General features: G+C 64.0%; 26 protein-coding genes and 1 riboswitch. Of the genes, 15 read left to right on the top strand and 11 right to left on the bottom strand.

Annotation, left to right across the window (positions count from 1 at the left end; all coding sequences use genetic code 11):
* Positions 1–14: 14 nt before the first annotated feature.
* Both AB4Y81_RS07790 and AB4Y81_RS07785 read right to left on the bottom strand, forming a co-directional pair.
* Positions 15–890 (bottom strand): glutamate ABC transporter substrate-binding protein, encoded by an 876-nt coding sequence (locus tag AB4Y81_RS07790; protein ID WP_079580635.1) that lies wholly within the window; start codon positions 888–890, stop codon positions 15–17.
* Between the two features lie 55 nt (positions 891–945).
* Positions 946–1,701: an amino acid ABC transporter ATP-binding protein gene (locus AB4Y81_RS07785; RefSeq protein ID WP_018776543.1), complete on the bottom strand. Its 756-nt coding sequence runs from the start codon at positions 1,699–1,701 to the stop codon at positions 946–948.
* Between the two features lie 163 nt (positions 1,702–1,864).
* Here AB4Y81_RS07785 and AB4Y81_RS07780 point away from each other — a divergent pair, with 163 nt between their 5' ends.
* From AB4Y81_RS07780 to AB4Y81_RS07765, 4 genes are all read left to right on the top strand, one after another.
* Positions 1,865–2,701: a TIGR00730 family Rossman fold protein gene (locus AB4Y81_RS07780; protein WP_018776542.1), complete on the top strand. Its 837-nt coding sequence runs from the start codon at positions 1,865–1,867 to the stop codon at positions 2,699–2,701.
* Between the two features lie 18 nt (positions 2,702–2,719).
* Positions 2,720–3,061: a DivIVA domain-containing protein gene (locus AB4Y81_RS07775; RefSeq protein WP_018776541.1), complete on the top strand. Its 342-nt coding sequence runs from the start codon at positions 2,720–2,722 to the stop codon at positions 3,059–3,061.
* Between the two features lie 77 nt (positions 3,062–3,138).
* On the top strand, positions 3,139–4,314 hold the full coding sequence (locus AB4Y81_RS07770) for a hypothetical protein (protein ID WP_189075207.1): 1,176 nt from the start codon (positions 3,139–3,141) through the stop codon (positions 4,312–4,314).
* 228 nt (positions 4,315–4,542) lie between these two features.
* Positions 4,543–4,710 (top strand): DUF3117 domain-containing protein, encoded by a 168-nt coding sequence (locus AB4Y81_RS07765; RefSeq protein ID WP_064721643.1) that lies wholly within the window; start codon positions 4,543–4,545, stop codon positions 4,708–4,710.
* A 98-nt stretch (positions 4,711–4,808) separates the two neighbouring features.
* Here the strand turns inward: AB4Y81_RS07765 and AB4Y81_RS07760 are convergent, their stop codons facing one another.
* On the bottom strand, positions 4,809–5,441 hold the full coding sequence (locus AB4Y81_RS07760) for an O-methyltransferase (RefSeq protein WP_026266969.1): 633 nt from the start codon (positions 5,439–5,441) through the stop codon (positions 4,809–4,811).
* 235 nt (positions 5,442–5,676) lie between these two features.
* Between AB4Y81_RS07760 and sigE the strand changes: the two genes are divergently transcribed.
* The 3 genes from sigE (at position 5,677) to AB4Y81_RS07745 (ending at position 7,655) form a co-directional block, all read left to right on the top strand.
* Entirely contained in the window at positions 5,677–6,300 is a 624-nt protein-coding gene (gene sigE, locus AB4Y81_RS07755; RefSeq protein WP_018776537.1) for an RNA polymerase sigma factor SigE, read from the top strand.
* A gap of 115 nt (positions 6,301–6,415) precedes the next feature.
* Positions 6,416–7,222 carry a hypothetical protein gene (locus AB4Y81_RS07750; RefSeq protein WP_079580633.1) on the top strand — a complete coding sequence of 269 codons (807 nt, stop codon included), beginning with the start codon at positions 6,416–6,418 and terminating at the stop codon, positions 7,220–7,222.
* Positions 7,223–7,253: 31 nt separating this feature from the next.
* Positions 7,254–7,655: a twin-arginine translocation protein subunit TatB gene (locus tag AB4Y81_RS07745; RefSeq protein WP_018776535.1), complete on the top strand. Its 402-nt coding sequence runs from the start codon at positions 7,254–7,256 to the stop codon at positions 7,653–7,655.
* Positions 7,656–7,714: 59 nt separating this feature from the next.
* Here AB4Y81_RS07745 and AB4Y81_RS07740 read toward each other — a convergent pair whose 3' ends face one another.
* From AB4Y81_RS07740 to AB4Y81_RS07730, 3 genes are read right to left on the bottom strand one after another with little or no spacing between them, the layout of a single operon-like run.
* Positions 7,715–8,842: an Mrp/NBP35 family ATP-binding protein gene (locus tag AB4Y81_RS07740; RefSeq protein WP_018776534.1), complete on the bottom strand. Its 1,128-nt coding sequence runs from the start codon at positions 8,840–8,842 to the stop codon at positions 7,715–7,717.
* A 5-nt stretch (positions 8,843–8,847) separates the two neighbouring features.
* Positions 8,848–9,579 carry a DUF1003 domain-containing protein gene (locus AB4Y81_RS07735; RefSeq protein ID WP_018776533.1) on the bottom strand — a complete coding sequence of 244 codons (732 nt, stop codon included), beginning with the start codon at positions 9,577–9,579 and terminating at the stop codon, positions 8,848–8,850.
* The gene (locus tag AB4Y81_RS07730) at positions 9,560–10,843 is read right to left on the bottom strand and encodes a magnesium transporter MgtE N-terminal domain-containing protein (protein WP_026266967.1); all 1,284 of its coding nucleotides are present in this window, start codon (positions 10,841–10,843) and stop codon (positions 9,560–9,562) included. The genes AB4Y81_RS07735 and AB4Y81_RS07730 overlap by 20 nt, the downstream gene beginning before the upstream one ends.
* Before the next feature lie 76 nt (positions 10,844–10,919).
* Between AB4Y81_RS07730 and AB4Y81_RS07725 the strand changes: the two genes are divergently transcribed.
* Complete coding sequence (locus AB4Y81_RS07725; protein WP_193589799.1) at positions 10,920–11,750, top strand: general stress protein; 831 nt, start codon at positions 10,920–10,922, stop codon at positions 11,748–11,750.
* Positions 11,751–11,845: 95 nt separating this feature from the next.
* Here the strand turns inward: AB4Y81_RS07725 and AB4Y81_RS07720 are convergent, their stop codons facing one another.
* The gene (locus tag AB4Y81_RS07720; RefSeq protein ID WP_110503882.1) at positions 11,846–13,429 is read right to left on the bottom strand and encodes an aminopeptidase P family protein; all 1,584 of its coding nucleotides are present in this window, start codon (positions 13,427–13,429) and stop codon (positions 11,846–11,848) included.
* 80 nt (positions 13,430–13,509) lie between these two features.
* Here AB4Y81_RS07720 and AB4Y81_RS07715 point away from each other — a divergent pair, with 80 nt between their 5' ends.
* Positions 13,510–14,355, top strand: coding sequence for a PHP domain-containing protein (locus tag AB4Y81_RS07715; RefSeq protein ID WP_018776529.1), 846 nt, complete (start codon positions 13,510–13,512; stop codon positions 14,353–14,355).
* 13 nt (positions 14,356–14,368) lie between these two features.
* Entirely contained in the window at positions 14,369–14,977 is a 609-nt protein-coding gene (locus AB4Y81_RS07710) for a MarC family protein (protein WP_064721647.1), read from the top strand.
* Positions 14,978–15,011: 34 nt separating this feature from the next.
* On the opposite strand, the gene AB4Y81_RS07705 is transcribed toward AB4Y81_RS07710, so the two are convergent.
* From AB4Y81_RS07705 to AB4Y81_RS07695, 3 genes are all read right to left on the bottom strand, one after another.
* A complete protein-coding gene (locus AB4Y81_RS07705) occupies positions 15,012–15,890 on the bottom strand; it encodes a DNA-methyltransferase (protein WP_018776527.1) in 879 nt (292 codons plus the stop codon).
* Between the two features lie 8 nt (positions 15,891–15,898).
* Entirely contained in the window at positions 15,899–17,611 is a 1,713-nt protein-coding gene (locus AB4Y81_RS07700) for a DEAD/DEAH box helicase (RefSeq protein ID WP_018776526.1), read from the bottom strand.
* A gap of 276 nt (positions 17,612–17,887) precedes the next feature.
* Entirely contained in the window at positions 17,888–19,387 is a 1,500-nt protein-coding gene (locus tag AB4Y81_RS07695; RefSeq protein ID WP_354627666.1) for an RNB domain-containing ribonuclease, read from the bottom strand.
* A gap of 222 nt (positions 19,388–19,609) precedes the next feature.
* Between AB4Y81_RS07695 and AB4Y81_RS07690 the strand changes: the two genes are divergently transcribed.
* Entirely contained in the window at positions 19,610–20,422 is an 813-nt protein-coding gene (locus AB4Y81_RS07690; protein ID WP_110503885.1) for an alpha/beta fold hydrolase, read from the top strand.
* A complete protein-coding gene (locus tag AB4Y81_RS07685) occupies positions 20,419–20,946 on the top strand; it encodes a CGNR zinc finger domain-containing protein (protein WP_018776523.1) in 528 nt (175 codons plus the stop codon). The genes AB4Y81_RS07690 and AB4Y81_RS07685 overlap by 4 nt, the downstream gene beginning before the upstream one ends.
* 117 nt (positions 20,947–21,063) lie before the next feature.
* On the opposite strand, the gene thiE is transcribed toward AB4Y81_RS07685, so the two are convergent.
* Positions 21,064–21,750, bottom strand: a complete 687-nt coding sequence (gene thiE / locus AB4Y81_RS07680) for a thiamine phosphate synthase (protein ID WP_026266965.1) — start codon at positions 21,748–21,750, stop codon at positions 21,064–21,066.
* Between the two features lie 27 nt (positions 21,751–21,777).
* Positions 21,778–21,897: riboswitch (TPP riboswitch) on the top strand.
* Between thiE and thiO the strand changes: the two genes are divergently transcribed.
* The 3 genes from thiO (at position 21,890) to AB4Y81_RS07665 (ending at position 24,159) form a co-directional block, all read left to right on the top strand.
* Entirely contained in the window at positions 21,890–23,125 is a 1,236-nt protein-coding gene (gene thiO, locus AB4Y81_RS07675; protein WP_441995624.1) for a glycine oxidase ThiO, read from the top strand. Its footprint overlaps the riboswitch before it by 8 nt.
* Positions 23,122–23,358, top strand: a complete 237-nt coding sequence (thiS, locus tag AB4Y81_RS07670) for a sulfur carrier protein ThiS (RefSeq protein WP_039242224.1) — start codon at positions 23,122–23,124, stop codon at positions 23,356–23,358. The genes thiO and thiS overlap by 4 nt, the downstream gene beginning before the upstream one ends.
* Before the next feature lie 3 nt (positions 23,359–23,361).
* A complete protein-coding gene (locus AB4Y81_RS07665) occupies positions 23,362–24,159 on the top strand; it encodes a thiazole synthase (protein WP_441995623.1) in 798 nt (265 codons plus the stop codon).
* Positions 24,160–24,168: the final 9 nt, after the last annotated feature.

Below are 24,168 nucleotides of genomic sequence, written 5' to 3'. Positions count from 1 at the left end.
AGCCACCGGTTCTTTTAGTAGCGGTCGATCTTCGGCAGGTCGGGGACTGTCTTGATGACCTTGCCCGCGGTTGCTTCCCAGGCCTTCTTGTACGTGTCGTCCTTGGCGAATTCCTCCAGCTGGTCGTTGATCCAGTTGCGGAAGACAGTGTCGTCCTTCTTCAGGCCGATGCCGTAGGGCTCTTTTGTGAAGGTTTCTTCGGATGCCAGTTTGAAGGCATCCGGTTCCTTGTCGACGTAGCCCGCAAGGATCACATTGTCCGTTGTAACAGCGACAACCTGCTTATTGCGGAGCGGTTCCAGGCAAGCAGTGTAGTTGGCTGCCGGAACGAGTTCGGCGCCGTACTTGTCGACGATGGTTTTGGCAGGGGTGGAGCCCGTGACGGAGCAGACCTTCTTGCCCTTGACGTCCTCTGGCTTGGTAATGGAGTTGTCGTCCTTGTTTACCAGGAGAGCCTGGCCGGCTTCGTAGTACGGGCCCGCGAAGGAAACCTTTTCCTTGCGGGAGTCATTGATGGTGTAAGTCGCTATGACAAGGTCTACGCGGCCTTGTTCGATGAATGGTTCGCGGTTGGCCGACACGGTCTCCACCCATTCGATCTTGTCAGCGGCGATGCCCAGCTTGGCGGCGATTGCCTTGCCCATTTCAACGTCGAAACCGACAGGCTTGCCGTCCAGGCCCTTCTGGCCGAAGAGCGGCTGGTCGAACTTGGTGCCGATGGTGATCTTCTGTGCCTTGTTCAGCTTGTCCATGGTGGTACCGGCTTCGAAGCTCGCCGAGGCGACAGGGGGAGTGGTGGTGCTGCTGCCGCCACACGCGCTCAGCGTGAGGGCAAGAGCAGCAGAAGCGGCCACCAGGAGCGACTTCCTCCGGGTAATAAGAGACTTCATGGTGTTCCTTTCATTGGATGGCCGCCTTACGGCCGGGGGTGCGGGCTGTAAGGAGCTAGTGGGTCAGTAGCTTGGACAGGAAGTCCTTGGCGCGGTCGCTCTTCGGGTTGGTGAAGAACTCCTCAGGGGTTGCGTCTTCCACGATCTGGCCGTCGGCCATGAACACCACACGGTCGGCAGCCTTGCGGGCAAAGCCCATCTCGTGGGTCACCACGATCATGGTCATGCCTTCCTTGGCCAGTTGGATCATGACGTCCAGGACTTCATTGATCATTTCGGGGTCCAACGCGGACGTCGGCTCGTCGAACAGCATCACCTTGGGCTTCATGGCAAGGGCGCGGGCTATGGCCACACGCTGCTGCTGTCCGCCCGAAAGCTGTGCCGGCAGCTTCGGAGCCTGATGCCCGACACCTACACGCTCAAGGAGGGCCATGGCTTCCTTGTCCGCGGTGCCCTTGGCGACCTTCTTGACCTTGATCGGCCCAAGAGTGACGTTCTCAAGAATCGTCTTGTGGGCGAACAGGTTGAAGGACTGGAAAACCATTCCGACGTCGGCCCGCAGGTGGGCGAGGTCCTTGCCTTCTTCGGGAAGCTTCTTCCCGTCGATGGCGATATCGCCGTCGTCGATCGTTTCCAAACGGTTGATCGCACGGCACAGCGTGGACTTACCCGACCCGGAAGGTCCGATAACAACCACGACCTCGCCCTTCCGGACCTGGAGGTTGATGTCTTTCAGGACGTGCAATTGACCGTAGTGCTTGTTGACGCCGTTCAGGGAGACGAGGGCATCGCCGGACGCTTGAGTAGTCATACGAAGAATCTAGCGAACAAAGAAGCAAATATGACCACGGTCACGGCAAGTTCCTGAAGATCGTGACTGAACAGAAACCTCCTCCCCAGCCATATACCAGACTGCAATGCAAGCCGCGGGTCGCTGCGATGGAGCTGGCGTCCATAAGCGCTAGCCTTGGGCAATGAGCATCAGCCAGCACTCAATTCCCAACCCGGATGCCAACGGCCACGACAGGACCACCCACGTGCCCCTGCCTTCGGAGATTGCGCCCGCCAAGCACAAAGGCTCTTTGGAGCTTCGGCGCAAACAGGCGGATACGGGAATGTCGGACCAGCATTTGCTGGATACGAGCGGTGCCGGACAGTTCATCCATACCGATCCCTGGCGCGTTCTCCGGATCCAAAGCGAGTTCGTGGAAGGTTTCGGTGCCCTGGCCGACCTGGGCCCCGCAGTAAGTGTTTTTGGTTCCGCACGCACCAAGCCCGGGACCGAGTACTACGAGATGGCAGTGGATGTCGGGCGCAAACTTGCAGAGTCCGGGGTCGCAGTCATCACCGGCGGCGGTCCCGGTTCCATGGAGGCTGCGAACAAGGGCGCTGTCGAGGGCAACGGAGTCTCCGTAGGCCTGGGTATCGAGCTGCCGTTCGAACAGGGACTCAACCAGTGGGTGGACCTGGGGATCAACTTCAGGTACTTCTTCGCCCGGAAGACGATGTTCGTCAAATATGCGCAGGGCTTTGTGGTGCTGCCCGGCGGACTCGGAACCCTCGATGAACTCTTTGAAGCCATGGTCCTCGTCCAGACCCGCAAAGTGACCTCGTTCCCGATTGTCCTCCTGGGTGTTCGGTTCTGGGGACCCATGATCGAATGGATCCGGGAGACCTTGGTGGCAGAGGGCATGGTGTCCGAAAAGGACCTCGACCTGATCCAGTTGGTCGACGACCCGGCCGATGCCGTTCACCGGGTGCTTCACGGTGCCCCGCTTCCCACACCTACGGGCGAGCAGCGCCCCGAGTAGCAGCGTGTTTCTGGCACGATGGACACTGTGAGCTTTTTCCTGGTGTTTCTCGCGATTGTCCTGGTTGGTGCGGCGCTGTACCTCGGCGCCGGAATCGTCCGTGGGCGCACGATCGGTACGGGCCTCGATGATCCCGTTCCCAACCTGCCCCCGGTGCTGTTACCGGCCGAGGCGCGGCCGTCCGACGTCGACTCCCTGCGGTTCGCGTTGGGATTGCGCGGCTACCGGATGGACCAGGTGGACCAGGTCCTCGATGACCTTCGCGACCAGCTGCGGGCCAAGGACCTCGAAATCGAGAGGCTCAGCGCGCTCGTACGGGAGCGGCCCGGGGACGGCGATTCCGGCCGTACCGGGCAGTGACCGTCCAGACGCCGGCCCGGCACGGCGAAGGACCCGCTGCGAGGCTCTCCAGGGCCGCGGCGGATGCTGGGGCAAGGATGTCCGGTTGGCCCTGGTGGTTGCAGGTATCGCTGATCTTTGTGGCTGCCCGCCTGGTCAGTGCCTGCATCTTCATGGCGGCCGCGCTCCAGCAGGGAACCAACCCGTGGTTCCCACCGGCCCCCGACTACTGGAACTTCATCACGATCTGGGACGGACGCTGGTACCAACGGGCTGCCGATGACGGCTATCCCTCGGTCCTGCCGGTAGATGCCAACGGGGTAGTCAAGGAGAACGCCTGGGCGTTCTACGCTCTTTTCCCGCTCCTGGGACGAGGCCTCTCCGCCATGACCGGCCTTGGCACGCTCCAGGCCCTGACGGTTATCGCGATGGCTTCGGGGCTGGGCGCTGCCCTGGTGATCTTCAAGCTCTTCCGTGAATTCGCAGGGAAGCGCACGGCTTTGTGGGGCGTTGTTTTCGTCTCTACCTTCCCGGTGTCGCCTATTCTGCAAGTGCCCTATGCGGAATCGTTGAATCTGCTGCTGCTAGCGGCTTCATTGTTGCTGGTGGTCAGGCGCCGCTATCTGACAGCGATTCCCGTGGTCCTTCTGATGTGCCTGTCCAGGCCTACGGGCGTGCCCTTTGCCGCCATGGTGGGGTTGCTCCTGCTGTGGCGTTTGTGGGAGCGGTTCAGGCGGCCATCGACGGACACTGCTTCCTCCACGCGCAGCCTGGTTTCCCTGGCAGCGTTGGTGGTGGCAACGGGGATAGGCGCCCTCGCGTGGCCGGCCATAGCCTGGGCGGCGACCGGCGACCCGGCAGCCTATACGCGGACGGAAACGGCATGGCGGGGACACGATCTTGTGCCTTTCAAGCCGTGGTTCGACACCGGCCGGATGCTGTTCGGTCCCGTGCTTGGGGTCCTGGCGCCCTTTGTTTTCGCCGGTCTGTTCGTGCTGGTCATGATGTCCGCTCCGGTCCGGGCGTTGGGGACGGAACTACGGCTATGGTGTGCCTGCTACATGGGCTACCTCCTGGTCTTCCTGCACCCACAGACCAGCACCTTCCGGATGCTCCTGCCATTGTTCCCCCTGGCCCTGGCGGCAGCTGCGCTGTCAAAGTCGAAGGCATACCGGGGGACGGCAGTGGTGATGTTCGTCCTCCTCCAAATTGTCTGGGTGGTGTGGCTGTGGGCTTGGGCCCCGCTGCCCGGAGGAGGCGACTATCCGCCCTGACGTGGACCTTTGCCCGCGAACGCGAATATGTACAAAGCCCGGACAAATAGGCCGTTGATTTCGCTACGGGCGGGTAAGTACGGGATAATGGACCAAGAGCAAGGACAAAGCACCTAACAGTGCCCGGCCATGGCGGCCTCCCAAGCGGTGCCGCCGGCTGCAATTGCGACGCGGATCCAGCCCGGCCGGGTTGGGCGTGACTTGGGACAAATGGAGGGGATTTTCCTAATGGCGGCTATGAAACCACGGACTGGCGACGGCCCTATGGAAGTTACCAAAGAGGGACGCAGCCTCATCATGCGTGTGCCGCTCGAAGGTGGCGGACGGCTTGTGGTTGAGCTCAATGCCGCCGAAGCGGAAAACCTCAAGGAATGCCTCGTAGGTGTGACCGAATAGAGTTGCGAAGCAGGGCCCGGCGTGAGCTGGAGCCCTGCTTTTTGTTTAACCTGTGGGCGGGCCGGTCACCTTGCGGGGTGCCGGCGCCTCACAAGCGTCTACTTCTTGACGGCCACCAGAAGGCCATCGCCGGTGGGYAGCATCGCCGAAGCCAGCCGTTCGTCGTCGCGGATTGCCTTGCCGATCTGGCGCAGGACCACGGTAGTGGCGTCCCGCGCAGCCGGATTGGAGACGCGGTCTTTATCCAGGGCGTCGTTGATGACAAGCGTGCCACCGGATTTGAGCAAGCGGATCGCCTGCTCCACATATTTGGGAAAGTTCGGCTTGTCGGCGTCGATGAACACGAGGTCGTACGCTGAGTCGGTCAACCTCGGCAGGACATCCGCGGCACGTCCTGAGATGGTACGGGTGCGGTTGGCCGGGCTGCCGGACTCAAGGAACGCTTCCCTGGCGGCCTTGAGGTGTTCGACGTCAACGTCGATGGTGGTCAGGACGGCCTGGGGGCTCAGGCCACGCAGCAGGCAGACGCCGGACACTCCGGCTCCCGAGCCGACCTCCACCACTGTCTGCGCCTTGGAGGCCGCAGCGAGCACCGTCAGTACGGCGCCGACACCGGGACTGACGGGAGTTACCCCCAACTCGAAGGAACGCTCACGGGCGCGCAACATGACGTCATCCTCAGCCGGCAGATCTTCTGCGTAGGACCAGCTGCTTGACTTGTCGGCACTCATGAAGGGATTCGCTTTCCGCGGGTAGGGGTGTTTGTACCAGACTACTGTGTCTGCCCCCGCTGGACCGCCGTTGCCAAGCGCCCCGGCGCTGTGTCCGCCCATGTTTTCAGCCTTGCGGGAAAAACTATGTCCAGTCAGGAAATTCCCAGACAAACTTGGGATGATATTGCTCCGGTCATCCAAGAGGTGGGCGGCACCGAATAATCGGTGAACCACAGTTTGAGGGGAGTGGACGATGCCGGCATCCAATGCTGCGCCAGTCCTGACATCGGAGGGCCTCGAGGCAGCCACTGACTGGGTCATGCCCAGCTGGGAGGAAGTGGTTTCCAACCACTCCGCCAAAGTGTACCGCCTTGCCTACCGCCTGACAGGCAACAAGTTCGACGCCGAAGACCTCACCCAGGAGGTCTTCGTGAGGGTCTTCCGCTCGCTCGAAAACTTCAAGCCCGGAACACTGGATGGTTGGCTGCACCGCATCACCACCAACCTGTTCCTTGACCAGGCCCGCCGCAAGAGCCGGATCCGCTTCGACGCGCTTGCCGAGGACGCGGAATCACGGCTGCCCGGACGAGAGCCGGGCCCCGAACAGAGCTTCGAACACAACAACCTCGACCTCGACGTCCAGCGGGCACTGGAGGAACTCCCGCCCGACTTCCGCGCCGCCGTCGTGCTGTGCGATCTTGAAGGTCTTTCCTATGACGAGGTCGCAGAAGCCTTGGGTGTGAAGCTTGGCACCGTGAGGTCCCGTATCCACCGTGGCCGCACCATGCTTCGGGAGAAACTGGCCCACCGGGACCCCCGTCCGGCCGAGGCCCGGAAGCCGCGCCTTAAGATGCCCCGCATCGCAAGTATCCTCTAGGTTGTCGATGCCCCGACGTCCTCATCGCCCGGGAGCCTCGTACCGGCGAAAGTTGGCTTCGCTGCGCCATTCCCGGAGCCCGGAGCATGTGCAGGAATGTGCGAAATGCCGTGCCATGCAGCGCCAGGAGCGGCAGTACATTGAACGCCTCCGTGATGCTGCTGTGCCCGAGGCCAGCCATGACCTCGCAGCGAGGTTGATCCAGCACACCGAACGGCTCGCAAACCATCCCGGGCAGACCTTGGACTCAACCCCGCCGGTGAATGGAATCCGTCGGGGTCTCAGGATCACGGCCATTGCTGCCGGCACCTTGACGGTCTCCGCTGCAGCCCTGGCCGCCTCGGCCTTTGTCGTGGCCGGGGACGAGCAGCCGCAGGCGTTCGTGGAAACCAACGACGCCGGCGTACTCGCCGGGGCGTGGACGGGTGGGCAAATGGAGTCCGCCGTAGCGCCGGCATTCCGGGCCGGGAGCACAGTTACCCTCAGTTCCGCCCAACTGGATGCCCTCAGGGAGGAAGGTTGGGCATGCCCTGAGCTGGCCGGAATGGGCTTCAGCGTCGTGTCCGCGCAGGCCACCATGGTCAACGGCCATCCGGCCGTGGAGATCAGGCTGGAGCACAACGGTCATTTCGCCACGATTGTGGAGGAGCACCGGCCCGCGGGGCAGGATCCGCAGGAACAGTCGACGACGGCGCAGCTCTCGGTCACGCAAGGAACCCCATGGAAAGCCGTCTACTCCACGCAGGCAGCTGTGATCAGCTATGCTTCCGACCTTCCGGCAGAGAGTGCTGATGACGCTGTCCCGGAGATAGTCCGGGCCGGTGATTCCGTATCGGAGGCTCCCCGCGTACGGGGCTCGGAGACTTGGTACCCCAGGCTGCTTCGCGGTCTTCAGACCCTTCTTCGCCCCGCTGGTTTATGAGCGGCACCACAGACAAGGTAATCTTCGTAGCGTGCTTGGAATCAACGGCCCGGAGTTCATACTCCTTCTGATTATCGGCGTACTCGTCATCGGTCCCAGCCGTTTGCCCGAATACACTCAAAAGCTGGCCAATCTGGTCAAAGAAGTGCGGCGGATGGCTTCCGGCGCCCGCGAGCAGATCAAAGAAGAAGTCGGCATCGACATCGATGAAGTCGACTGGAAGAAATACGATCCCCGTCAGTACGATCCCCGGCGCATCATCAAGGATGCCCTGCTGGACGATGACACCAAACCGGTCAGCGCAGGAGGACCGGCAGCCGCGGCCACCGCTGCTTCCGCTATTGCCGAAGAGGCCAAGCCCAAGGCTCCTGTAAGGGTCATCGAGAGGCTCGCCGAAGGCGAAGCCGCTCCTTTCGACACTGAGGCAACCTAAGGCAATAGCCTGCACGGCTTCCCGTGGACCACCGTGGTGGTGCCTGCTGCCCACAGATGCTAGCGGGGCTCGATTCCCAACGACATGCCCGACAACCCGCGTGGCCGGGAGGCCAGGGCCGCGGCAACTCCTTCCATGGCCTTGGCAGCGGCAGTATCGGGCGCTGCCAGGACGACGGGCTTCCCTGCGTCCCCACCCTCGCGCAAACGGATATCCAACGGTATCTGCCCCAGCAAGGGAACGTCGTGGCCTACGGCTGCGCTCAATCTCTCAGCTAGGATGGCGCCTCCGCCGCTTCCAAACAGTTCCATACGACCGCCGTCGGGCATTTCCAGGAACGACATGTTCTCGATCACGCCGGCCACTTTCTGCCCGGTCTGCGTGGCGATGGTTCCGGCGCGTTCGGCGACATCGGCTGCCGCTGCCTGGGGCGTGGTGACCACCAGGATCTCCGCGTTCGGCAGCAGCTGTGCCACAGAGATTGCGATATCGCCCGTGCCCGGAGGCAAATCGAGGAAGAGTGCATCGAGATCACCGAAGTACACGTCGGTGAGGAACTGTTCCAGGGCGCGGTGCAGCATGGGACCACGCCAGGCCACAGGCTGGTTGCCTTCGACGAACATGCCGATCGAGATGACCTTCACGCCGTAGGCCACGGGAGGCAGGATCATGTCATCCACCTGTGTGGGCTTCTGGGTGATACCCATCAGGGCCGGCACGGAGAAGCCATGGACGTCCGCGTCCACAACTCCCACCCGGAGGCCCTGGGCCGCCAGGGCACAGGCAAGATTGACGGTGACGGAGGACTTGCCCACCCCGCCTTTTCCACTTGCCACGGCGTACACCTTGGTCAACGAACCCGGTTTGGCGAACGGAATGCCGCGCTGGCCACCCGGGCCGCGGAGCTTTTCCTTGAGGGCTTCACGCTGGGCCGGAGTCATGACTTTCAGTTCCACGTCTACGCCGGTAACACCATCCACCCCCATCAGGGCGTCGGTCGCGTCCTGGGTGATGGTTTCGCGCAGCGGGCATCCGGCAATCGTCAGCAGGACGGCAACATGGACCATCCCGTCGTCGTCGGAAGAGACTGATTCCAGCATTCCCAGTTCCGTGATGGGGCGCCGGAGCTCGGGATCAATAACCGTTGCCAGGGCAGCGTGCAGCGCCTCGGCAGTTGCGGTGCTCATAACGTTCAGGCCCGGCTTTCAGGGGTGTCTGGGGATGGCTTGGCGGTGGAATGCTGGGGTCCGGCGGCCCGCGGAGGCCGTACCTTGGGGATCTGCTGGGTGCGGGGTCCACGGGACTTGTCCCGCTTCTCCTTCAGCTTCTCCTTGACCTTCTCCCCGGGTGACTCCGTGCCGTCGGCGGAGGCTTCGCTTTCGCGGAGTTCTTCCTGGGCGTCGATGATGTCCTCAAGCAAGCTGCGGAGCTCGGCCCGGACGTAGTCGCGGGTGGCTACCTCGCGCAAGGCGATGCGGAGTGAGGCAAGTTCCCTCGTGAGGTACTCGGTGTCGGAGAGGTTCCGTTCAGCGCGCTGGCGGTCCTGCTGGAGCGAGACACGGTCGCGGTCATCCTGCCGGTTCTGGGCAAGCAGGAGCAGTGGTGCGGCATAGGAAGCCTGCAGCGACAACATCAGGGTCAGCAGGGTGAAGCCCAACTCCATGCGGTCGAATTGCCACTCCGTGGGCGCAAACGAGTTCCAAGCGAGCCAGAACACACAAAACACGGTCATGTACACCAGGAACGTTGGCGTACCCATGAATCGGGCAAAACCCTCTGTTGCATTGCCGAAAGCGTCAGGATTGGGGGAGAACTTGGGGAGGATCCGTTGACGGCCACTCAGTGGCGTATCCAGGCTGCTGCCCGGGCGTGCCGTGCCACGGGGGGATCGGGTGCCGTTGTTGTCAGCCAATGCGGCCTCCAAGTTTCCTTATCGGGGCATCGTCCTCGTGGGCGCGCCAATCATCCGGTAACAAGTGATCCAGCACGTCATCAACAGTCACCGCCCCCACGAGGCGGCCGTCGTCGTCTACGACTGGAAGCGAATTCAGGTTGTACGTTGCCAGTGTCCGGGCGACCTCGCTGATGTGGGCCTGGTCCGAAAGAGGTTCCAGGTTCTTGTCCACGAGGTTGCCCAGGGGCTCCGGCGGGGGGAACCGCAGCAGTTGCTGTATATGCACCACACCGAGGAACCGTCCGGTGGGCGTCTCCAGGGGCGGGCGTGCAATGAAAATGGAGGAGGCCAGCGCCGGCGACAGTTCCTCGCGGCGGACGTGCGCAAGGGCTTCGGCCACGGTGGCTTCCGGGGGGAGGATGACCGGAACAGGAGTCATCAAACCACCGGCGGTGTCTTCGTCGTATTCCAGGAGGCGGCGCACGTCTTCGGCTTCCTGGGGTTCCATCAGCTGCAGCAGCTCTTCTGCTTGGGCGGAAGGGAGCTCGGCAAGGAGGTCGGCGGCGTCGTCCGGGTCCATCTCTTCAAGGACGTCGGCCGCCCGCTCCACGTCCAGCGCAGAGAGGATGGTGACCTGGTCGTCTTCCGGGAGCTCCTGGAGGACGTCGGCGAGCCGCTCGTCCTGGAGTTCACTGGCGACTTCAAAACGCCGCTTATCACTCATCTCCTGCAGGGCTTCGGCGAAGTCAGCAGGTTTGAGGTCTTCGTGCGTGGCAACGAACTGGGTGGCGGCCTGGGGTTCGTTGTGGCCCCCGGTTTGGGCGTCGGCCCAATCGATGATCAGGGTCTCGTTCCGGCGGAGCCTGCTCAGGGGGGAGAGCGAGTGACCACGGCGTACGAACAGCTTGCTCACGAACCAGTCCTTGGAGCGGTGCTGGTCCATGGCGATGTCTTCAATGGTGGCGTCGCCACTGCCATCGGCCAGCGTCACCCTGCGGTCGAACATCTCGGCCACCACGAGTGTTTCGGCACCACGCTGCTCGAAGCGCCGCAGGTTCACCAGCCCGGTGCAGATGATCTGGGTCTGGTCGATGGAGGTAATGCGCGTCATGGGGACGAAGACCCGCTTCTTGCCGGGAACCTCGACGACGATGCCGACGACGTGGGGTGCGCCGCGGGTCCCGCGGGAGAGCACCACGACGTCCCGCAACCGGCCCAGACGATCGCCCAGGGGGTCGAAGACGTCCAAGCCCAGAAGGCGCGCCACGAAGACGCGAGAAGGATGTGTGCTCATGTTTACAGGCTACCGAGTCTGCTCTCTTTTAGCTGAATTCCAGCCGCTTCACATGTCCATGGGACACAATGGGGCTATGTCTAACATTTTTGGTGCCCCCAAAGCCATTGAGGAATCCCGCAGCGTCCCCCAAGGCGACACCGTGGGTTCATATACCTCTTATTTGGATGCCCAGAAGGCGGTGGACTACCTTGCGGACCAGCAGTTCCCGGTTCAGCTGGTGTCGATCGTGGGCAACGACCTCAAAATGGTGGAGCGGGTGACCGGTCGCCTGAGCTACCCGAGGGTGGCGTTGTCCGGTGCGCTGAGCGGAATGTGGTTCGGCCTGTTCGTTGGCGTCATGCTCTCCTTCTTCACTCCTGCCGGTGGTCCGTTCTCCATCATTACCTCAGTGCTGATGGGTGCGGCCTTCTTCATGTTGTTCGGCATCGTCACCTATGCCATGCAGCGCGGCAAGCGGGACTTCACCTCCACCAGCCAGGTGGTGGCCACGAACTATGACGTCATTGTGGCCCAGGAGGCAGCCCACGAGGCACGCCGCTTGCTTCAGCAGCTCCCCATGAATCCGTCACAGGCCGCCACCGCCCAGACCAGCAACTACACCCCGCAGAATCCTCCGTTCCAGCAGCCGGGCCAAGCCCCGGAGCGCCCCTCCACGTGGAACGACCCCTACGGCCAGCGCGGTCCCGACGCAGCTCAGCCTGCAGCCCAGGGTCAGCCCGGGAACCCGGAAGGGACCCCCGCAGGTCCTGCCCCTGCTGCGCAGAACCCGAAGCCGGCAGCTGTCCGTTATCCGGATCTGCCCGATGGCCGTCCGCAGTACGGAGTCAGGGTCACCGAGGGACAGAACAATGCACCCCGGGACGACTCGCAGCAGTCGGGCCACGAAGGCTCCACCAAGGAGTAGTCACTGACAGGGCACTGAACAACAGGGCACCTACAAACAGGGAAGGCCACCGGATCACCGGTGGCCTTCCCTGTTTGTTTCGTCTTGGAAGGGCTTTAGCCCTGCGCGTCCTGATAGATGCCCGCCATCCAGGATTCGACGTCGTCAGCCTTGCGCGGCAGTGCGGCGCTGAGGTTGACGGGGCCGTCGGCGGTCATCAGGATGTCGTCTTCGATCCGGACACCGATCCCGCGGTATTCCTCCGGGATGGCCAGGTCCTCTTCCTTGAAGTAAAGGCCCGGTTCGATGGTGAAGACCATTCCCTCAGTGAGGACGCCATCGAGGTAGAGCTCCCTTTTTGCCTGGGCGCAGTCGTGGACGTCCAGGCCCAGGTGGTGGCTGGTGCCGTGCGGCATCCAGCGTCGGTGCTGCTGGCCTTCGGGGCTGATGGCTTCCTCGACGGATACGGGCAGCAGGCCCCATTCGGCCAGGCGCTCGGCCAGGACGGTGGTGGCCGCGGTGTGGATGTCGCGGAACTTCACGCCGGGCTGCGCGGCTGCGAAGCCGGCGTCGGCGGCATCGAGCACTGCTTCGTAGACTTTGCGCTGGACATCGGTGAAGGTGCCGGTGGCCGGCATCGTCCGGGTGACATCAGCGGTGTACAGCGAATCAGCTTCCACGCCTGCGTCGAGGAGAAGGAGCTCGCCGGCGTTCACGGTCCCCGAATTGCGGGTCCAGTGCAGCACCGTGGCGTTGTTGCCGGACGCTGCAATGGTGTCGTAACCGAGTTCGTTGCCTTCTTCGCGGGCACGGGCGAAGAAAGCACCTTCAACAACGCGCTCGCCGCGCTTGTGCGTGAGGGCGCGGGGAAGTGCGCGGACGACGTCGGCGAAGCCTTCGACGGTGGCTGCCACCGCGATCTTCATCTGCTCGATTTCCCATTCGTCCTTGATGAGGCGCAGCTCGGAGAGGGCTTCGCTGAGCTTCTCGTCCAAGGCATCCAGTTCGCCGAGGTCCAGGTTTTCGGGATCCTTCGCCGTGTTGTAACGGGCAGTATCCACCAGGGCGTCGATGTTCTCGTCCACCTTGCGGACGAGGCGGATGGAGATACCGCCGATTTCCGGGGCGCCCACGTTCTTGGTGATGGCCATTTCGAGTTCGGCGATGTGTGCCGTGGGAAGGCCCAGGCGTGCTTCGAACTCGGCAAGCGTCGGGCGGGCACCGATCCAGAACTCACCGGCTCGGGAGTCGGCGTAGAACTGTTCGGTGTCGCGGCCCGCCAACGGACGGAAGTAGAGCGTGGCAGTGTGGTGACCGCCGTCGTCGCCCTTTCCTTCGGCTACCGGCTCAAGGATGAGGACGGCGTCCGGCTCGTGGTCCACGCCCAGGCCGGTCAGGTGCGCGAAACCGGAGTGGGGGCGGAAGCGGTAGTCGCAGTCATTCGAGCGGACCTTCAGCGGTCCGGCCGGGATGACAAGCCGTTCGCCTTTGAACAGTTCGGAGATGGTACGACGGCGGCGTGCAGCGTGGTCTGCAACGGCGTCCCGCGCAGGGGTCACCTGCGGGGCCGGCGCCCAGTTGCTGGCCATGAATGCTTTGAAGGCATCGGACGTGGGCCTCTGTGAGCGGTTGTTGACGCGCTCCTGCAGCGGCTGGGAAGTTGTGGAGTCCATGTTTTGGGTGTTTTCGGCATCGTTCACCGTTACATCGTCCCACCAGTTCCTTGAGGAGGCCAACGGCGCAACACTCCAAGCGGCCCCGCATCCCATAGGCTGGGAAAGTGAGGATAGACCTGCATGCGCACTCCAATGTTTCCGACGGAACCGAGACACCGGCCGGCGTGATCGTTTCCGCCGTGGCCGCCGGTCTCGACGCCGTAGCCCTGACGGACCACGACTCAACGGACGGGTGGGAATCTGCGTCGGCCGCTGCCAGGGAACATGGCGTTGCGTTCGTTCCCGGCATGGAGATTTCCTGCCGGACCGAGGAAGGGATCAGCGTCCACCTCCTCAGCTACCTTCACGACCCCGCGCACGAGGGACTGCTCGAGGAAATTACGAAGTCCAAGGATGCCCGGCTGACCCGGGCCGAACATATGGTGACGTTGTTGTCCGAGGATTACCCGCTGACGTGGGACGACGTCATCCACCACGTGGCGCCGGGCGCGACTGTCGGTCGCCCGCACATCGCTGATGCCCTGGTGGCGGCGGGAGTTGTTGCGGATCGGACGGAGGCCTTCACCTCCATCCTCACGTCTCATTCGCGCTACTTCGTGCAGCACTATGCACCCAACCCGGCCCTCGCCGTCGAGCTTGTCCGGGCGGCAGGCGGTGTTCCTGTCTTCGCGCATCCCGTGGCCTCGTCGAGGGGGCGCATCGTGGGGGAGCGGACCTACCGGGACATGATCGACGCCGGATTGCTGGGACTTGAAGTGGAGCATCGGGACAACCCTGAGGAGGGTAGGGCGTTCCTGCGCGGCCTCGCCGCAGAGCACGGGCTGTTGATGACCGGATCCTCGGACTACCACGGAGCGGGCAAACCGAACTTGCTGGGGGAGAATACGACGTCGCCGGAGGTCTTGGCACGGATAGAGGAGTTGGCATCAGGCAGCACGGTGGTTCGGTGAAGGGGGCCCGCTGATGGACCTGCAGTTGCTCGCCTCCGTGATCGTCACCCTGTTCGTGATCATGGATCCGCCGGGAACCGTGCCGATTTTCATGTCGTTGACGGCCCGGCTTTCCGCGAAGGACCGCAATCGTTCGGCATTCCAAGCCCTTCTGGTAGCCACCGGCGTGATCGTGGTGTTCGCGATCTTCGGCCAGTCCATCCTGAACTACATGCACATCTCACTGGCAGCACTACAGGGCGCCGGTGGCCTGCTCCTGGTGCTGATAGCCCTGCAGTTGCTGACAGGCTCCACCAGCGGGGAAGAGAATGCTGCCAAATACAAGAACGTGGCTTTCGTGCCGCTGGGAACGCCGCTCATGGCCGGCCCGGGCGCGATTGTCGCCGTGATGGTGTTCGTTCAGCAGTCCAGCCAGCTGGCGGAGTATCTGGCTGTTGGGCTGGGCATCGCGGTGGTTTTGGCCTCCCTGTACCTGGCCATGCGGTTCGCGGGCGTGGTGCAGCGGGTGCTGGGCGAGAACGGGGTTGAGCTGGTGACCAGGATCGCCGGTCTGTTGCTTTCAGCCATCGCTGTGCAGATGATCGCCGACTCCGTGACGGCATTCGTGAAAGGTGTGGCCTGAGAATCGCTCAGGACAACCAGCCACTAAGCCGGGCCTAGAGGCCGGTTGGCAGCAGCTCGTGGAATCCGGCTTTGCTGCCCAGGCGTTTCCGCATGACCTCGATGGCCTGTTCGTTCTGGTCCACGCACACAAAGTTGCGGCCCAGCTTCGCAGCTACTGCACCCAGGGTCCCGGAACCTGCGAAGAAATCAAGGCACCAGTCGCCTTCGCGGCTCGATGCGGAGACGATCCTGCGCACCAGCCCTTCGGGCTTCTGGGTGGGGTAGCCGGTCTTTTCGCGGCCGGTGGGGGAGACAATGGTGTGCCACCACACGTCCGTCGGCAATTTGCCGCGTTCGCGTTTGGCGGGAGTGACCAGACCCGGTGCCATGTACGGTTCCCGGTCCACTTCTGCGTTGTCGAAGTGGTACTTGGCGGGGTTCTTCACGTACACCAGGATGTTGTCGTGCTTGGTGGGCCAACGGTTCTTGGCGCGGGCACCGTAATCGTAGGCCCAGATGATCTCGTTGAGGAAGCATTCCCGGCCGAAGATGGCGTCGAGCATCACCTTGGCGTAGTGCACTTCCCGGTAGTCCAAATGCAGGTACAAAGTGCCGTCATCGGCCAGGAGACGCCAGGCTTCCACGAGTTTGGGTTCCAGGAAGGACCAGTAATCGCTGAACGCGTCGTCGTAGCTGTGGAGGGCGCCCTTGATGGTGTCATACGAACGGCCCTTGAAGCCGACGCGGTCGCCGTCGCCGTCGGCGTTGCGGACCATGCGGGTTTCCTGCCGCCGCTGGACCCGGCCCGTGTTGAAGGGCGGATCCACGTAAATGAGTGTGAAGGCGCCGTCCGGCAGCGTTGGAAGGAATTCCGCGTTGTCCGCGTGCACCACCATGTTGCCGCCGTCCGGCGCCCAAACAGTTTCAGTCATCGACGGTTTTAGGCCTCGGTGTTGCCTGGCTGGGCAGCAGCCGTCTCGCCGGACACCACTTCGCCGTTGCGGCGGCGCGTGCGGGTGCGGCGAGTGCGGGCAGGCTTATCGGCGTTGTCTGCGGGGGCGTTGCGCGAGTCTGCCGCGCCGGAGGCCGGAGCTGCGTCGCCTTCAGAGGTACGACGACGACGGGTGCGGTTGCTTCCGCCCTCGCCACGGGATTCGCTGGAGCCACGGGATTCGCTGGAGCCGCCGGACTTACCGGAGCGGCCGCGGCCGCCGTCGCGCTTTCCGTCACGTCCGCCGTCGCGGCCGGAACCGCCCGAACGTGCGTTCTTCTTGCCGGTCTCGCCCAGGTCTTCAAGGACCTCGGCGTCAACGCCTGCCAGGACGCGCTTGTTGCGGGGCAAACGGCCCTTGGTGCCCTCGGGGATGTCGAGGTCACTGTAGAGGTGCGGTGAGGACGAGTAGGTCTCAACGGGCTCCGGAACACTGAGTCCCAGGGCCTTGTTGATCAGGCCCCAGCGCGGCATGTCGTCCCAGTCGACGAACGTGACGGCGGTGCCCTTGTTGCCGGCGCGGCCGGTACGGCCCACGCGGTGCAGGTAGATCTTTTCGTCTTCGACGCACTGGTAGTTGATCACGTGCGTTACGTCGTCGACGTCGATGCCGCGGGCCGCGACGTCGGTGGCGACGAGGACGTCCACCTTGTTGTTGCGGAACGCACGCAGAGCCTGCTCGCGTGCACCTTGGCCGAGGTCGCCGTGGATGGCGGCGGCAGCGAAGCCGCGGTCAACCAGTTCCTCGGCAACCTTCGCTGCCGTGCGCTTGGTCTTGGTGAAGATGATGGTCCTGCCGCGGCCGCGTGCCTGCAGGATGCGTGCCACTACCTCGGTTTTGTCCATGGCGTGAGCACGGTAGATGAGCTGGCGGATATCGCGCTTGGTCAAGCCCTCATCGTTCGGGTCGGCTGCCCGGATGTGGGTGGGCTGCGTCATGTACCGGCGGGCCATGGCGATAACCGGGCCGGGCATGGTGGCGGAGAAGAGCAGCGTCTGACGGACTGCGGGGGTGCCGGCGATCAGGGTCTCGACGTCCGGTAGGAAGCCCAGGTCCAGCATTTCGTCGGCTTCGTCGAGAATGACCATCTTGACGTTCTTGAGGCTCAGGTGCTTTTGCTTGTAGAGGTCGATCAGGCGCCCGGGCGTGCCCACGACGATTTCGACGCCCTTCTGCAGCGCATCGACCTGCGGCTCGTAGGCGCGTCCACCGTAAATGGTGGCGATACGGGCGTTCCGCTTGCGCGAGGCTGCCTGGAGGTCGTTGGCAACCTGTACGGCGAGTTCACGCGTGGGAACGATCACCAGGGCCTGGGGAGCGCCTGGAACAGCGAGCTTCTCAAAGCCTGCGTCGTCCCGGCCGACAACGCGCTGCAGGGCGGGGATACCGAAGCCCAGCGTCTTGCCGGTGCCGGTCTTTGCCTGGCCGATGATGTCGTGGCCGCTCAATGCGACCGGGAGGGTCATGGCCTGGATGGGGAAGGGGTGCGTGATACCGGCGTCGGCCAAGGACTCGACGATGTCGGCGCGGACGTTGAAGTCCGCAAACGACTTTTCCTCGATCTCATGGGGCGTCTCATCCGAGATGATCGTTTCCTCGGGTTCGATGGATTCAGTTCCGGTGGAGTCCGTCAGGACTTCATGGGTGTGCAATTCACTCACAGGGAGTTTCCTTATTCATTTGGGCATTGGCGCTGCATGCTCAACGGGGGCGGCGGAGCCGTACCGGAGCAGAACGGGCGCGCAAGCAAGTCCAGTGGAAGCCGATCGCGGGCTATCTAAGTACTGGCACTGGTGACCAGTTGGTACATCTCAAGATCGCGTAGGGGCGGGCTTGTTGAGTTCAAAAATTAACTGAATCAACGACCGGGCATCCATTACTACAGGGCCAGTCTATCCTCTGGGAGCCATAAAGCCCGGATCGTCGCGTGATGCGCGTCAGTTCAGAAGCTCGAACCTGATTTCACGGCTGGCGATTTCCGCCCTGACGAGACGCACCCTGACCTTGGTGCCGGACTCAAGTTCGCCGTCACACCTTGCGGTGACGGCAGGTTCTGCGATCTGGACGATACCGGACGGTCCACTGCCGTTTCCGTTGCCCTTGCCGGTGCCATTGCCGTTGTTGCTGTTTCCGTTGCCGTTCTGCGGCTTGGAACCGGAAATCACTACGGCGTCGAACTCCTGGCCTACGTGGTTGGCCACCAGTGCTGCTTCCACCGTGTCCAAGGCAGCGCGTTCAAGCCTGCCTGCCAATTGGTCGGAGGCTCCCATGATCTCGGGCAAGGAAGGCAACGCCTCGCGGACCCAGCGCGGAATTTCCTTGTTGTTGCACAGGGCATCGCAGATCACCAGGACGAAGCGGTCGATGAGCCGCCGCAGCGGAGCCGTGGTGTGGGCATAGGGCGCGCCGATGGCTGCCTGGATCACCGTCTCCGGCACTTCGCCGTCGAACGGGGTGTATCCGGCACCCCTGAACAACATCCCGGCGGAGTGCAGGATGGCGAGCTGCTTGGGATCGGAGGCGTCCAGGGTCCGCAGGTACTCTCCGTAGGTGACCTGGCCGTCCCACGGTTTGCCCAAGGCCACGGTTTGCCGCTTGAAGTGTTGCAAGGACCTCTCATCGGGGGCGGGCATGGTCCGCAGGATGCCGACTTTTCCGTCCAGCATGAGCCGGGCCGCGGCCATGCCCGTCATGAGGGAGATCTGCGCGTTCCAGTCCTCCACCGGTAGTGACGGTGCTGCAACGATCCTGTACCCGCCGCCGTCGGTCGCCTGGACGATTTCCTGCTCGGGCATGTTGAGGCTTGCCCCACCACGGAGCCTCTCAAGTTCGACCCGTTTCAGTCCGACTTCCTTGAGGAGCTGCAGTACGGGCGGTGCCGAGCCGTCGTCGATCTGTTGCTGGGCTCCTTTATAGCTGAGTTTGGCGCGGCTGCGGACCGTGGCACGGGCGACGGAAACATTGACCACTTCCGCGTTGGCATCGAGGTCGAAATCCCAGACGAACGCACCACAGTCCTGATCGGCGAGCAGGCTGCCTGCGTTTTCGCTGATGATCTCCGGGTGCAAGGGGATGCGGCCGTCCGGAGCGTAGAACGTCTGGCCGCGGTGCCGGGTTTCGGCATCCAGCGCCCCGCCGGGAGCCACGAAAGACGGCACGTCGGCGATCGCGTAGAGAACCTTGTACCCCTCGCCGGCGCGATCAATGAACAGGGCTTGGTCAAGGTCCGTTGACGTTGCGGGGTCGATGGTCAGGAAAGGGACGTGCTTGAGGTCGCGATCGGGCAGGCGGAGGGATTCGACGGCGTCCCGTGCCTCCCGGACGGCATCAACCGGATAGTCGCCGGGCAGCTCCAGCTCCGTCCGGAGGGCCGCGAAAGCCGCTGCGAGCTGGTCCGATGAGTCGTCGACGTTGGGCGCTATCCGATGATGTGACACGAAAATCAGGGTAGCCCGAAACCGGCAGATAGTCTTGGACGCTTCCGGCTCCAAGCGACGCTGTCAGTGCGGCGGATGGCCAGCTGTTGCTGGCCATTAGCTTCTTGGCGGCCCGGGGAGGCAGGCGGTGGGGCGGTCGACGGCAGCCATCAACACCCCCGTAGCCCATTTGGGCCTGTTACCGTCTAAGGTATAAAGACGGTAACAAGGAAGGGGCAAGCTATGAGCGATTGGTCGCTACCCGAGCGGTTCGACGTCGGCGACGGTACGGTGCGATGGAACTCGGTCGGCGAGGGCCCGGCTCTCGTTCTGATGCACGGCACACCCTTCTCGTCGTACATCTGGCGAGACATCGCCCCGGTGCTTGCTCGTGATCACCGGGTCTACGTCTGGGACATGCTCGGATTCGGACAGTCGACCCGCACCGCGCCGGATGTGAGCCTCCGGCAGCAGGCGACGATCTTCGTCGAACTCCTCGAGCACTGGGGGGTCTCAGCGCCTCGGGTCGTGGCGCACGACGTCGGCGGCGCGGTCGCGCTGCGGGCGACGCTCCTGCACGACGTGAACTTCGAGTCGCTCACGCTCATCGATGCCGCGACGGTGAGTGGTTGGGGCGCCGGCGGGTTCTTCCAAACCGTCCACCAGCACCCCGAGGCCTTCGAGGCGCTCCCCGACTGGGCTAGCGCTGCCCTGATCGACGCCAAGATCCGGTCCGGCAGTCACGTGGGTCTGCGTGCAGACGCCCTGGCTTCGTACACGGGCCAGTGGGCGGGTGCGGAAGGGGCACGGGCGTTCTACCGGCAGTACACCCAAGGCGGCGAGGAGAACACCGACGAGCTACAGGATCGACTCCGGCTGTTGGACATCCCGATCCACGTGGTCTGGGGCTCGGAAGATGCGTGGCTGGGTGTCGACTACGCCCATCGGCTCGTCACGGCACTTCCGGATCACGCGCGGTTCTCGATCATCGAGGGAGCCGGGCACATGGTGCCGGAGGATCGGCCCGGCGAACTCCTCAGTCTGCTGAGCGCGTGAACGCCGTGCAGTCCGCCGTGCCCGAGGAGCTGCGTGTCGTCGTGGAGTTTTGCAACAGCGCCACACTGCTGCACGGCACCGACGCGCTGGCGACCATCCGTGACGGGCGGGAGTGGCTGGTCCGGCATGGATGGGGCGGCGAGCCCACGCTCGAGCATCTCATCTCGTTGCGCGACGCCCGCGAGGTCATGCGCGCGTTCCTGGCCGACCGTACCGACACGGCAGCGCGATCCGCCCTGAACCAGCTCGCTCAGGAGCACTGGGCAGGCCCCCACGTCGACGACGACGGGCGGCTCGCGCTGACCCCGTCGGCCGGCCTGCCGGTCTCGCCGGCGGGAGCAGCGGTCGGGGCGCTCCTGCTCCACGGCTTGACCGGCTCGGGGCAGCGGCTCAGGACCTGCGCGTCGGAAGCGTGCAGGTGGGTGTTCTACGACAGTTCACGGTCCAGGACCCGGACCTGGTGCGACATGAACACGTGCGGGGCGCGGAGCAAGATGCGCCAGTACCGYGATCGGCTCACCTGAATCTGATCCGATCCGGTGGGTGGGCTGCGGCATCTGCAAGCCCCGACTCACCCCTGTCGCCACAACCTGCCGATACCCCGACGGTCTGCGTGCCTGGGACTGTTGTGTGGAGAACCGTTACGCGGCGGCGTCCAGGGCTTCGAGCAGCGACTTGGCTGCCGCCGTCGGATCTTCCGCCTCGGTAATGGCGCGAACGACGACGATACGGCTGGCGCCCGCAGCGAGCACCTGCTCGACGTTGCCGAGATCGATTCCGCCGATCGCAAACCACGGCACCTCCACGGCGCCGCCGGTGGTCTCCTCCGCGCGCCTGATCGCTTCCGCGGCATATGTGACCAGGCCGGTTCCCACCGCTTCGCGGCCGGGTTTGGTGGGGGTCGCCCAGACGGGACCAACGCAGAAATAGTCCAGCCCAGGCTCGCCCGGCGAAGCCGTGATCGCGGCATTTACCTGCTCAGGCGTATGGGTGGAGAGACCAATCGAAGCGGGGCGGGGAAGGAACGTGCGGGCAATCTCCAGCGGGAGGTCCTTCTGGCCCACATGGAACACCGGAGCCCCGGAAACACTGGCAATATCGGCCCGGTCGTTGACCGCCCAGAGCCGCCCGTGCCGTTCTGCGACGCCACGCAGGATCGCCAGCAATTCCAATTCCTCGGCGGCTTCGATCGTCTTGTCACGGAGTTGGATGATGTCCACCCCGCCCTGGAACGCGGCGTCGGCAAAGTCTTCAAAATCGCCTTGGCGCTTGCGCGCATCAGTGCACAGGTAGAGGCGGGCGCTGGCGAGGGCAGAGTGCTGGGTCATGGAATCCACAGTAGTTCCTCTAAACTGGGCACGTACTGCGGGAGCCGTGACGTACGTCTTTATGACCGTCCGGCTGAGAGGGCTTCAGAGCCGACCGCTTGACCTGATCCGGCTAGTACCGGCGTAGGGAAGGAAACAGATGGAAGAAGCCATTCACGCGGATGTTGCCGTTATCGGCGGAGGCGTCATCGGACTGGGCATCGCCCACCAGGCCCGGAAGCTGGGCCGCTCCGTAGCACTCATCGATCCGGCGCCCGCCACCGGTGCGACATTTGCTGCTGCCGGAATGTTGGCGCCCGTGAGCGAGCTGCACTACCAGGAAGAAGACCTCCTGGAGCTCATGCTCGAGTCATCCCGGTTGTGGCCCTCGTTTGCCGGCGGCCCTCACCGGCCTGTGGAAGCTACCGGATACCGCACGACGCCGACCCTCGCCGTGGGTGCCGATGCCGCCGACCGCCGCGCGCTCGCAGACCTTCGCACTGTCCAGCTCGCGGCGGGCCTGGGGGTCGAACCGTTGCCGTTGCGGACCGCCAGGGAACGCGAACCGCTCCTTAGCCCGCAAATTTCCTGTGCCTTTGATATCCCCGCCGATCACCAGGTGGATCCCCGGAAGCTGGCGGAGTGCCTCATGGCAGGGCTGGCCGCGCATTCATCCGGCGATGGCACGTGGGTAGGCGGCGCCAGGGAAGGATTTGCCGTTGCAGAGTCCGCGCACGGCCTGTTGTGGGACGGGGACCAGGTAGCCGGAGTGGAGCTCGAATCCGGCAAATCCGTCATGGCCGGCGAAACCGTGGTGGCCAACGGGCTGGGCGCCCCCGCGCTCGCCGGCCTTCCTGAGGGTCTTGAACTTCCGGTCAGGCCGGTCTACGGGGACATCCTCAGGCTTCGGGTCCCCGCGCACCTCCAACCGCTGCTCACTGCCACTGTCCGTGGCATGGTCCGCGGGGTGCCCGTTTACATCGTTCCCAGGGACGACGGAACCGTAGTCATCGGAGCTACCCAACGGGAGGACGGCTTGTCGGCGGCCTCCAACGCAGTCTCTGCCGGCGGGGTTTACCAGCTCCTTCGGGACGCCCAGGTACTGGTTCCCGCGGTGGCCGAACTTGAACTCCTGGAAGCAACTGCGCGCGCCAGGCCAGGGACTCCGGATAACGCTCCGTTGCTGGGCCGCGTAGCCGGTTCAAGCGGGGACATCGCAGGCCTGGTGGTGGCCACCGGGTTCTTCCGGCATGGCGTCCTCCTGACCCCCGTGGCCGCCATGATCGTGGGGGAGCTGCTCACCGGTTCCCCTGATCCCCGCTGGTCCATCTTCCGGCCCGACCGTTTCAGTGCAACCGCGCGTCGCTCTCAACTCCACAGCAAGGAAACAGTATGAACATCAAACTCAACGGCGCCGTCCACCAGGTGCCCGCCGACGCCTCCGTCAGCACGCTCGTCACGGCCGTCACCGGCCGCGTACTCGACCACCGTGGACAGGCGGCCGACGGCGGGAAGCTGGGTGTCGCCGTCGCCCGCAATTCCGAGGTGGTGCCGCGCAGCCAGTGGGCAGCTACTCCGCTGGCCGACGGCGATGAACTCGAACTCGTTACCGCAGTACAGGGAGGCTGAACCATGACCACAGCAAGCACCGAAATCCGTACTGACGCCTTGGTGATCGACGGCGTCGAATTCGGGTCCCGCCTGATCATGGGAACGGGAGGTGCGCCGAGCCTGGACGGGCTCGGAGCCGCGCTCCTGGCATCCGGAACCGAGCTCACCACCGTGGCCATGCGACGCTATTCGCCGGCCGAAACCGGTTCGCTGTTCCAGCTGCTGGTGGACAACAACATCCGGGTCCTCCCGAACACCGCAGGCTGTTTCACGGCGAAGGACGCCGTGATGACGGCGGAACTGGCACGCGAGGCGCTGGAGACCGACTGGGTCAAGCTGGAAGTCATCGCTGACGAGCACACGCTGCTCCCTGACGCTGTTGAACTGGTGGACGCCACCGAGCAATTGGTGAACCGCGGCTTCAAAGTGTTCGCCTACACCAACGACGATCCCGTGCTTGCCCTCCGCCTCGAGAACCTCGGCGCCACGGCAGTCATGCCGCTGGGCTCGCCCATCGGGACCGGCCTGGGCATCCTGAACCCGCACAACATCGAACTCATCGTGTCCCGGGCCTCCGTGCCGGTGGTGCTGGACGCCGGGATCGGAACAGCTTCCGACGCCGCACTTGCCATGGAACTGGGCTGTGACGCGGTCCTGCTGGCGACCGCCGTGACCCGCGCGCAGAACCCTGTGCAGATGGGCCAAGCCTTCAAACACGCCGTCATCGCCGGTAGGCTGGCCAGACAGGCAGGCCGGATTCCGCGTCGTGAGCACGCCTTGGCGTCCTCGGCCATGGAAGGCCGGGCGGAGTTCCTCTGAAGCCGGGTT

The sequence above is a fragment of the Paenarthrobacter sp. TAF1 genome (genome assembly GCF_052113825.1).
Taxonomy (GTDB): domain Bacteria; phylum Actinomycetota; class Actinomycetes; order Actinomycetales; family Micrococcaceae; genus Arthrobacter; species Arthrobacter nicotinovorans.
Note: the sequence above shows the minus strand (reverse complement) of the source record. Positions and strands in the feature narration are given on the sequence as shown.

Coding starts and splice junctions, on each gene's coding strand:
- thiE (WP_026266965.1), bottom strand. CDS start 21,750: ATGACCCAGCACTCTGCCCTCGCCAGCGCCCGCCTCTACCTGTGCACT.
- thiS (WP_039242224.1), top strand. CDS start 23,122: ATGAACATCAAACTCAACGGCGCCGTCCACCAGGTGCCCGCCGACGCC.
- AB4Y81_RS07790 (WP_079580635.1), bottom strand. CDS start 890: ATGAAGTCTCTTATTACCCGGAGGAAGTCGCTCCTGGTGGCCGCTTCT.
- AB4Y81_RS07690 (WP_110503885.1), top strand. CDS start 19,610: ATGAGCGATTGGTCGCTACCCGAGCGGTTCGACGTCGGCGACGGTACG.
- AB4Y81_RS07775 (WP_018776541.1), top strand. CDS start 2,720: ATGGACACTGTGAGCTTTTTCCTGGTGTTTCTCGCGATTGTCCTGGTT.
- AB4Y81_RS07710 (WP_064721647.1), top strand. CDS start 14,369: ATGGACCTGCAGTTGCTCGCCTCCGTGATCGTCACCCTGTTCGTGATC.
- AB4Y81_RS07730 (WP_026266967.1), bottom strand. CDS start 10,843: ATGAGCACACATCCTTCTCGCGTCTTCGTGGCGCGCCTTCTGGGCTTG.
- AB4Y81_RS07765 (WP_064721643.1), top strand. CDS start 4,543: ATGGCGGCTATGAAACCACGGACTGGCGACGGCCCTATGGAAGTTACC.
- AB4Y81_RS07705 (WP_018776527.1), bottom strand. CDS start 15,890: ATGACTGAAACTGTTTGGGCGCCGGACGGCGGCAACATGGTGGTGCAC.
- AB4Y81_RS07740 (WP_018776534.1), bottom strand. CDS start 8,842: ATGAGCACCGCAACTGCCGAGGCGCTGCACGCTGCCCTGGCAACGGTT.
- AB4Y81_RS07780 (WP_018776542.1), top strand. CDS start 1,865: ATGAGCATCAGCCAGCACTCAATTCCCAACCCGGATGCCAACGGCCAC.
- AB4Y81_RS07750 (WP_079580633.1), top strand. CDS start 6,416: ATGCAGCGCCAGGAGCGGCAGTACATTGAACGCCTCCGTGATGCTGCT.
- AB4Y81_RS07665 (WP_441995623.1), top strand. CDS start 23,362: ATGACCACAGCAAGCACCGAAATCCGTACTGACGCCTTGGTGATCGAC.
- thiO (WP_441995624.1), top strand. CDS start 21,890: ATGGAAGAAGCCATTCACGCGGATGTTGCCGTTATCGGCGGAGGCGTC.
- AB4Y81_RS07785 (WP_018776543.1), bottom strand. CDS start 1,701: ATGACTACTCAAGCGTCCGGCGATGCCCTCGTCTCCCTGAACGGCGTC.
- sigE (WP_018776537.1), top strand. CDS start 5,677: ATGCCGGCATCCAATGCTGCGCCAGTCCTGACATCGGAGGGCCTCGAG.
- AB4Y81_RS07725 (WP_193589799.1), top strand. CDS start 10,920: ATGTCTAACATTTTTGGTGCCCCCAAAGCCATTGAGGAATCCCGCAGC.
- AB4Y81_RS07770 (WP_189075207.1), top strand. CDS start 3,139: ATGTCCGGTTGGCCCTGGTGGTTGCAGGTATCGCTGATCTTTGTGGCT.